The sequence below is a fragment of the Natronococcus sp. genome, assembly GCF_047921035.1.
In the GTDB taxonomy this organism is placed as follows: Archaea; Halobacteriota; Halobacteria; order Halobacteriales; family Natrialbaceae; genus Natronococcus.
The window spans coordinates 1-8,465 of record NZ_JBLRWX010000121.1; the positions used below are offsets into that span (position 1 = coordinate 1).

General features: G+C 66.2%; 7 protein-coding genes and 1 pseudogene. 3 read left to right on the forward strand and 5 right to left on the reverse strand.

Going from position 1 to position 8,465, the window contains the following annotated elements; genetic code table 11:
• Nucleotides 1–1,942, reverse strand: a 1,942-nt coding sequence (locus ACNA7R_RS17770; protein ID WP_416284863.1) for a M14 family zinc carboxypeptidase, incomplete at its 3' end; no start/stop codon positions are given.
• Between the two features lie 392 nt (nt 1,943–2,334).
• Here ACNA7R_RS17770 and ACNA7R_RS17775 point away from each other — a divergent pair.
• Both ACNA7R_RS17775 and ACNA7R_RS17780 read left to right on the forward strand, forming a co-directional pair.
• Nucleotides 2,335–3,396, forward strand: coding sequence for a Gfo/Idh/MocA family protein (locus ACNA7R_RS17775; RefSeq protein ID WP_416284864.1), 1,062 nt, complete (start codon nt 2,335–2,337; stop codon nt 3,394–3,396).
• Between the two features lie 109 nt (nt 3,397–3,505).
• Nucleotides 3,506–4,141 carry a hypothetical protein gene (locus ACNA7R_RS17780; protein ID WP_416284865.1) on the forward strand — a complete coding sequence of 212 codons (636 nt, stop codon included), beginning with the start codon at nt 3,506–3,508 and terminating at the stop codon, nt 4,139–4,141.
• Between the two features lie 24 nt (nt 4,142–4,165).
• Here ACNA7R_RS17780 and ACNA7R_RS17785 read toward each other — a convergent pair whose 3' ends face one another.
• From ACNA7R_RS17785 to ACNA7R_RS17800, 4 genes are all read right to left on the reverse strand, one after another.
• On the reverse strand, nt 4,166–4,789 hold the full coding sequence (locus ACNA7R_RS17785; RefSeq protein WP_416284866.1) for a MaoC family dehydratase: 624 nt from the start codon (nt 4,787–4,789) through the stop codon (nt 4,166–4,168).
• 99 nt (nt 4,790–4,888) lie between these two features.
• Nucleotides 4,889–5,716: an alpha/beta fold hydrolase gene (locus tag ACNA7R_RS17790; RefSeq protein WP_416284867.1), complete on the reverse strand. Its 828-nt coding sequence runs from the start codon at nt 5,714–5,716 to the stop codon at nt 4,889–4,891.
• A 135-nt stretch (nt 5,717–5,851) separates the two neighbouring features.
• Nucleotides 5,852–7,435: a uracil-xanthine permease family protein gene (locus tag ACNA7R_RS17795; RefSeq protein WP_416284868.1), complete on the reverse strand. Its 1,584-nt coding sequence runs from the start codon at nt 7,433–7,435 to the stop codon at nt 5,852–5,854.
• Between the two features lie 145 nt (nt 7,436–7,580).
• Nucleotides 7,581–7,811 (reverse strand): hypothetical protein, encoded by a 231-nt coding sequence (locus tag ACNA7R_RS17800; protein WP_416284869.1) that lies wholly within the window; start codon nt 7,809–7,811, stop codon nt 7,581–7,583.
• 486 nt (nt 7,812–8,297) lie between these two features.
• On the opposite strand from ACNA7R_RS17800, the pseudogene ACNA7R_RS17805 reads away from it, so the two are divergent.
• Nucleotides 8,298–8,465: pseudogene (locus ACNA7R_RS17805) on the forward strand (cobyrinic acid a,c-diamide synthase); the annotation flags it as partial.

Sequence of the window (8,465 nt, forward strand, 5' to 3'; positions counted from 1 at the left end):
GTGTGGCGCTTTCGAGTCCCTGGAAGTGGACGAACAACGAGTGTCCCGACTCGCCGGCGTGCACGTTGATCCCGCCTTGGCCGGGCTGGACGGTCTCGTGGCGCTGACTGACTTGTGTTCCGCCCGACCCCGAGGGACCGCCCGCGTGCGCCGGTGGGCCGCCCGCGTGACCCTTGCGGGGACCGCCTTCCGGGTCCGGCGTGTGCGGGAGGTCCGCAGACGAGCGCGTCAGCGTCTCGGTGGAGACGTAGGCAGTGTCCTGGCCCTCGGTCGCCACAGTCGCCTCAGTATCCACAGCGGTCATTCGGGCGTATTCGCGCATCGAGAGTCGGTAGGCGGTCTCGTAGTGACGCGACCAGTAGGGCTTCCACTCCTTGATCGCCGATCCGAGGTTGTTCGAGATGATGACTTCGGGGGCGACGGTGACCGCACCGAGACCGCCGAACTCCTCGGGCTGGCCGGCCCAGCCCAGGAACGCACCCGTGACCTGGTAGGAGAGCGAGTCGTAGATCGTCCCCCAGTCGAGCAGACCCTCGTAGCTGTCCCCTTCCGGCGAGTAGTCCCCAGCCCACGGGTATTCGACCGCCGCGGCGGCGGTGATGTCGGACGCGAGCGGTTCGGCGTCGACCGAGCCCCACTCGTCGGCCATCGCCTCGCCGATCTGGATGCTTACCTCGTCTAAGTCGTGGGTCTTGTCGTGGGTGAACGGGGCGTTCGTCTCGAGATTGAACACCATGTGGTCCGCGGTGTACATCCCGTGGTAGTCACAGAGGAACTCCACGTTGTCGTAGTCGCGGAAGTGCTCGACGATGGCCAGCGCGTCGGGGACCATCTCGTGGTAACCCCGACCGTCGGGATCGTCGGGACGCACGTCGGGCGTGTCCTCGGGTTCGGCGGGCCAGAACGACGGGTCCGTCCAACCCATGGTCGGATACTGTCGATTCGTGTCGAGGCCCGACGCGTTCCCACGCTGGAAGTTCCAGTTGTGGTCCCCCACCCACGGAATCTCGGTCTCCGGCTTCCGAGAGACCCACCCGTCCGGGTTCGTGAACAGGAAGAGGAGGACGACGTCGTCGAGTAGTCCCTCGAAGTCGGGGGCCTCGCCGTAGGCGATATCCTCGATGATCCGACAGCCGGCCTCGGTGCCGGCTCGCTCGTCGCCGTGGATGTTGAGCGAGTACACCACCTTGTCCTTCTCGGCGAAGGACGCCTCGTCGTCGACGTCGTTTGTGACCTCCGTGACGTAGACGTCGTTCGGGTCGGGGTTTTCGCCGGTGAACTGGTTGTTCCAGCCGGGAGACTCTCCGATCGAGTAGAAGTTGACCCGGTCGGGAGCGACCTCCTCTTCCAGGTACCTGATACCTTGGACGGATTCCTCGAACGAGAGCCAGTCGCGAGACTCCTCGACCGGCGGGAAGACGCCGTCGGCGTAGGGCTCCTCCAGATGCCACCACGGATTGGCGCCCATGGAGTAAGCGACCGCTTCGACGTAGTCATCGAACTCATCGAGTACCGATCCGAGTTCGTCGGCGTCGAGGCGGGCGTGGGCCGCCGGCGTCGGCTCGCTTCGCGTCACCGCGGTCGGCGGGGCGGTCTGATCGTCGACGTCCCAGCCCGGGTCGGTGTACTCCGCCTCGAACTCCTCCGGGACACCGGCTGCCGCATCGAACTCGATGATGACTGGCACCTCGTAGTCGTCCGGCGTGGCGTTGACGACAAACGCGGCTCGGTCGGTCAGCGCAGGGTGCTCGACCTCCGCAGCAACTGCGTTCGGTAGCGCGAGCGCCGCGCCGGTCGCGGCGGCGACCGAGAGAAACGTGCGCCGATCTACAGCGCCGCCCTCGAATGCGCTCTCGCCGAGTTCGGCGGCCTCCTCATAAGTGTACCGCTCTCGATCACTTTCCGATTCTGCACTTCCAGAGTGATGGTGGTCACTGCTCATTGGTGATTCCTGTGGGTACGACCCACATATTCATCTTCTAAAGAGTGTAATAAAGTCCTGATTGAGCCTCTCAAATACTGCTATTGAACAAGGTATTTATTATCATAGAGCTCAATGATTTGAAAATCAAATTGCTCAAAACCTGCATAGCTATCACGCGAAAGAATATACTTCTCGGAAACCGCCAACATTCTCGACGAATAGACTTCCGTCCGGGCCCACGTCTGTTTCGTACAGGATCTGGTTGTAGCCAGTCAAAAGGAAAGTTTGACTCGATTTCGTCACTATCTCCGAATTCGGCCCCGAGCCAGTGCCCTGAAGAACCAGCTCTCGTCCTCCCGGGACTGCCGCAACGATAACACGTATTGACCGTCCCGCGTCCAGTACGGATCATGACCAACACCGGAGACGAGGAGCCGATCGACACCCACGACCCGCCCGAGCCGATCCGAGTCGGCGTCGTCGGCGGCGGCTATATCGGAACGACGGTCGGCGGGCAGTTCCGCGAGCACGACGACGCTCACGTTGCCGCGCTCGTCGACGTCGACGAGACCGCCCTCGAGTCGGCCGGCGCCGAACTGGGCGTCGATGCCGACGCCCGATACGTCGACTACGAGACGATGCTCGAGGCCGAACCCCTCGACGCCGTGCTGATCGGAACGCCACACACGCTCCACTACGAGCAGGTGCTCGCGGCGATCGACCGCGACCTCCACGTGCTCTGTGACAAGCCGCTGACGACCGACCTCGAGCGGGCGCGCGAACTCGTCGAACTCGACCGCGAGCGCGAGGCGGTGTTGATGGTCGGCTACCAGCGTCACCTCTACGAGGCGTTCCGCAGGGCTCGCGAGCTGTGGACGACGGAGGGACGCGAGCCGAGCTGGATCACGGCCGAGGTCGGTCAGGACTGGGTCGATCGCTTCGAGGGCACGTGGCGACAGGATCCGGATCTCTCCGGCGGCGGCTACCTCTACGACACCGGAAGCCACCTGCTCGACTGCGTCCTCTGGAGCACCGGGCTCACCCCCGAGGCAGTCTCGGCGAGCATGAGCTTCGTCGACGACGAGCGACGTGTGGACGGCCGCGCGACCGTCACGGTCCGGTTCACGAACGGTGCGACGGCGTCGTTCTCGATGTCCGGTGAGGTGCCGTGCATGCGCGAACACGTCCGAATGTGGGATCGGGAGGGCGCCGTCGCCCTCGACAGTCGGGACTGGGAGCCGAGCGAGTACGTCGAGATCGACGCGGACAGCGGCGAGTATCGGCCTTGGCTACGAGCCGAGGACCGACGGACGAAGGCCGACGCGTTCGTCGAGGCGATCAGAACGGGGAGCGAACCGCCGGCGACCGCGCTCGACGGCTTGCGGGTGACGGCCGTCACCGAGGCGGCCTACGAGTCCGCCCGAGGCGACGGCTCGTTCGTCGCCGTCGCCCCCGACGACGTCTCCCGGTAGTGCCGGCTGTGAGAGTGGCGACGCGCCCGAACTCGTCCTCTCGACGAGTTAACAGCGAGTGACGTGGGGAATCTCAACCCCTATATACGTCGAACCGCCGGATGGTGGTATGGAACGGAGCCTCGATCTCGAGCGGCGCCGACTGCTTCAGACGACGGCGGGCGCGCTCGCCGTCGGCGCGGCCGGCTGTGCGGACCTAGGGGGAGACGACTCTCATCCACAGCTCGAGGAGCTGGATGTCGCCGCCCTCCAGGAGACGGTCGCCGAGCAGTCGGAAGCCTCCGATGGCGCGGTAACGCTGGGCGTCGGGTTCGCCGACGACAACCTCCCGATCACGAGCGAGCTCTACGAGCCGAACCCGGAGGCCGACATCAGCGACACCGAGCAGTACGACACCCAGGAGCTGGACGACGTCGACCTCGTCGCCGATCCGGTCGAGGAGCTGCCAACGATCGACGCCGACGAGATCACGCTGTACGCCCTCGAGCTGGCGCCCGGGGAAACCCGAACGATGGCGCTGGTCGTCCGGAGCGACGAGGACGTCGGGTTCGACGCCCATCAGCCGGAAGGAGAGCCCTACGACCTCGACGACGGGCTCGTGCTCAACTGCTACTGTATCGACGAGGTGTGGAACGCGCCCGCGGAGGGAACCTGGGTCCGCGTGATCGAAGTGGGTCTCGAGGAGGACATCGAGGATCCCGAGTCGGCCGCGATGGTGTACGGCGTCTTCGAGGGCGAGGAGTAAGCAGCTCTCGATCGCCGAGTGGCCTCACTCGGGCGCGTCCTCGATCAACACGACGGCCTCGCCGTCGACCACGCGCTCGCCGTCGGAGTCGACGGTCGTCCGTAGTCGGTACCGGTCACCGCCGAGTTCCTCGACGATCTCGCAGTCGGCGGTGATCGTCGAGCCGATCTCGACCGGCCCCTGGAACTCGAGATCCTGGGAGAGATACACCGTCAGCCCCGGGAACCGCGCGAGGGCCGCGCTGATGGCGCCGGCGACGAGCGTCCCGTGGACGATCGAACCGCCGAAGCGGGTGTCCTCGGCGAAGTCGTTCTCGAGGTGGAGCCGATTCGTGTCGCCCGAGACCTGGGCGAAGGCGGCGACGTCCGCGTCCTCGACCGACTTAGTAAACCGGACGGCGTCGCCGACGGAAAGCTCCTCGAGGCTGTCCGTCGAGCGTTCGGTCGTCCAGTCGGCGTCCCCGTAGGTGACCTCCGGAACCGTCGGATCGGTCCTGGTCGCCTCGCCCGCGGATCGAAGCCCCATCGCGGCCAGCATCGCGCTGTTGGCCTCGGCGTAGCTGTTGAGGACGTGTTGTGAGATGGTCGCCCAGCGTTCGGGACTCGGTACGATGTCGGCGGCGTCCGTTGGTATCGTGTTCGAACTCATAGGTAGTGGCCGGGACCGACCGTGACCGGCTATGAGTAGCATTCCCACCCTCTTGACGACATCGCTACGTCCATCGATCCGTGACCGTCGTCGGCGTCGTCAGGCGCGCACTCGTTTCTCGAGGAACTGGGCCGCGGCGTCGTTGAACGCCCCCGGCCGGTCCTGGTTGACGAGGTGGCCGGAGTCGGCGACCTCGAGCCACGCGCCGTCGGCGACCTCACCGGCGATGGCGCGGCCTTGACGCTTCACGGGCGGGGCCTCCTGGTCGCCGTGGACGACCAGCGTCGGCGTCTCGACGTGGGTCAGTTCGGGCGGGTCGAACCGGTAGAGCGCGTCGAAGATCTTGCGGTACTCGTCGGTGTCGACCTCGCCGACGGCGTCGATCGCCATCGATCGGACCTCCGGGTCGACCGAGAGCCACCGCTGGCCCGTCGTCGCCTGGATCGAGGTCAGCATCGACCGAAACGTCGCCTGCGGTCCGGTCATCGCCAGCGACGCCGACAGGGCGGGCATCGGCGACAGGAACGATTTCGTTCCCATCGGTAACTCGACGGGCGGCATCGATCTGACGGCCCCGCCGAGGATCGCCCCCGCTGCGCGGTCGGGGTGGCGATCGAGGTAGTTCTGGACGACCATCGAGCCCAGCGAGAGGCCACACAGCACCGGCTCCTCGAGTTCGAGGTGGTCGAGCAGTTCCTCGAGGTCGTCGGTAAAGAGATCGATCGAGTACTCGTCGGTATCGGTCGCGCCGGTGTTGCCGTGGCCGCGCACGTCGAGGGTGATAGCCTGGTGTGTCGATTCGAATCGGTCGACCTGCGGGCCCCAGGCGCGGCCGTTCTGCCAGCCGCCGTGGACGAACACAAGCGGCGAGCCGTCGCCGCGGGCGTCGTACCAGAGCGAGCCGTCGTCGAGTGAGAGTTCTGCCATACCTCCGTCTGGGACCGCTCGGTAATAGATCCCCGGCTGGCGTTCGCGGCTCGCTCGGACGGTCTGCTGTCCCGATGTTCCGGAGCAATCGCAGGACAGCTCGTGATCTTCGGAACTGACCGAGGGGAGTCTGTCTCAGTCGCCGTCCCGGCTCGAGCCGAGCCAGCGATCCCAGAAGGAGTCGAACTCCGCGTCGTCCTCGGTGAGTCGCTCCCACTGGGCCAGTCCGCGCTCCTCGCGGGTGCCGGGGATCGTGTTGTCGAGGACGAGGGCGGCCAGCCCGCCGACGGCCATCCCCGTCGAGCCGATGATGAACACCGAGTCGACGAGCGCCTGAGCGGTCGCTTCGATCCAGACCGCGGCCGCGGTGCCGGCGATCGGCTCGGCCTCGACCAGCGGTGCGATCGTCGCCGTCAGCTCGATTGCCTCCCGGAAGGCGATCGGATCCGCGAAGTTCGCCATGTACTCCGGAACGGCGAGGCCGACGAACAGCGCGAAGCCGACGACGAAGACGTTCCGTGAGGACTCGAGGTCGACGTGTTTCAGGTTCGCGATCCCGACGGCGACGATCTGGGCGAACATCGCGACGAAGAGGCCACCGACGATCGGATCGGGGATGGTCGCGATCAGCTGACCGAAGTAGCCGACGAAGCCGGCGACGAGCATGACCGCGGCGCCGATCTGGACCACGTACCGCGAGGCGACGCCGGTCAGCCCGATCGCGCCGATGTTCTCGGAGTAGGAGGTCGACCCGCCCGTCCCCATCACGCCCGAGAAGACGTTCATCAGTCCCTCCATGCCGATCCCGTGGTTGATCCGTCGTTCACTGGGTGCCGCCGAACCGGTCAGGTTCGCCACCGCGTAGTAGTCGCCGATGCTCTCGACGATCGAGGCGAGCACGCCGGCGAACATTCCGACGACGAACGCGGTCGTGAACTCGGGAACGCCCCACTGCAGCGGGTGGATCGGCAACAGGGGATCGACGTCGGTGATGTCACCGAGCGGGACGTGGCCCGGATGGCTCCCGCCGAAGACGCCCGCGACCGAGAGCGCCGCCGCGACGATCCAGGCGATACCGATCGCCAGCAGGACCGGGTAGAGTCGGAACGCGCGGTGTTTGAGCTCGAGGTACTGCGAGAACAGCAGAATCAGCCCCAGCGTGAGCCCGAGCAGCAGCCAGCTCTGGTCGGTGCCGGTGATCTGGGGGGCGTCGAACAGCGCCAGTCCGATCAGGGCGATCGTCGGCGCGATGACGACCGGCGAGAGGTATCGTCGGAGCTTGCCGACCAGCCCGAAGTACCCCATCGCGACCTGGACCGCCGCGGCGACGATGATCGCACCCTGGAGCTGGAGCAGTGCGGCCTGCCAGTCGGGTTGGCCCTGGACCCCGCCCGCGGTCACGACGGCGATGATCGCGAGCGCCGGCGCGAGCATCGAGAAGGGTGCACCCTGGACGATCGGGTACCGGTTCCCGAAGGTGGTCTGGGCCAGCGTTGCGATCCCCGAGACGACGAAGAACGTGCCGACGAACTGCGCCGTGACGTCGCCGGGCATCCCCATCGCACTGGCCAGGATCAGCGGCACCGCGATGTTCGCGCCGACCATCGTTAGGTAATGCTGGATCCCGAGCACCGTCGACTCGCCCAACGGCGGCCGGTCCTCGATCCCGTACTCGATCCCCTCGGCTTCCTCCCTGCCGGCCGTATCGTCCCCCGTCATCCCTCTCTGATAGCACAACGAGCGAGCCCGCTCAAATGCGTACTGATCCGTCCCGGCCCGGATTTCCCGACCCCCCCTCGAGCGCGAGACGCCGTTCAGTGTGTTCAGTGTGGCGACCGTGGCGTCGCTCGTCGGCTCCCCTCGCTCACTCCTCGGCGATCGGCTCGACCCGGAACACGTAGTCGTCGTAGGCCCCGTCGAGGTTCGCCGGGCTCTCCTCGTCGGTGTGGTCCCGACAGAGGGCTGCCTCGGCCTCGACGGCGCCCTTCCCGGTCTCCTCCTGGTAGCGCTCGAGGACGACGAACGCCGCGGGCTCGTCGCAGCCGCGTCGGTGACAGTTCGGCGTCGAACCGGTCGCTGGGCTTTCGTCACTCATACCGTAGCCCTGGAGAAGAATCCTCATAACGCTGTGGTTGCCGTGCCGACGGCGGGTCTCGAACCGAGTAGCCGGACGGTTCCGCCACTCGTCTCGACCCTGCTCGCGACGGACCGTCGAGACGGTGTCCGAGACGTCCTCGATACCGGTGGCGTTGGTCTTGCGAAGGTCGCCGTCCCGTGTCTCGCTTCGGTGTCGAATCGCCTTCCGAAGGTATAGTAGCCACTGCAAGTCAATGCACACCTGATCGCACGACGGCTGTGCGATCAGTGTGTAAATCGTTGCAGTTGTTACTATAGTACCCGATCGCTCGAGCGCGTTCCGACCCTACCCGGGCACGACGGCCGTACGGGTCTCGGGACGGGTGCGACGAACCGCTCCCAAGCTCACCCCCGTCGATCGCACCGACGGATTCAAGTCCGATTGTGCTAACGCAACCACAATGAACCGAAGGGTACGGACAGCGCCCCATACGGGGGAGCCGCGATGAAGGGATTCGTCCTCGGTGGCGTCAGCTCCGGCGTCGGGAAGACGGTCGCGACGCTCGCCGTCGTCCAGACCCTCGAGGACGCCGGCTACGACGTCCAGCCCGCGAAGGCGGGGCCGGACTTCATCGATCCGAGCCACCACGAGGCGATCGCAGGACGGCCCTCC

Bases quoted from the DNA above. Each gene is read 5' to 3' on its own strand.
- ACNA7R_RS17775 (WP_416284864.1), top strand. From the start codon at position 2,335: ATGACCAACACCGGAGACGAGGAGCCGATCGACACCCACGACCCGCCC.
- ACNA7R_RS17785 (WP_416284866.1), bottom strand. From the start codon at position 4,789: ATGAGTTCGAACACGATACCAACGGACGCCGCCGACATCGTACCGAGT.
- ACNA7R_RS17780 (WP_416284865.1), top strand. From the start codon at position 3,506: ATGGAACGGAGCCTCGATCTCGAGCGGCGCCGACTGCTTCAGACGACG.
- ACNA7R_RS17800 (WP_416284869.1), bottom strand. From the start codon at position 7,811: ATGAGTGACGAAAGCCCAGCGACCGGTTCGACGCCGAACTGTCACCGA.
- ACNA7R_RS17795 (WP_416284868.1), bottom strand. From the start codon at position 7,435: ATGACGGGGGACGATACGGCCGGCAGGGAGGAAGCCGAGGGGATCGAG.
- ACNA7R_RS17790 (WP_416284867.1), bottom strand. From the start codon at position 5,716: ATGGCAGAACTCTCACTCGACGACGGCTCGCTCTGGTACGACGCCCGC.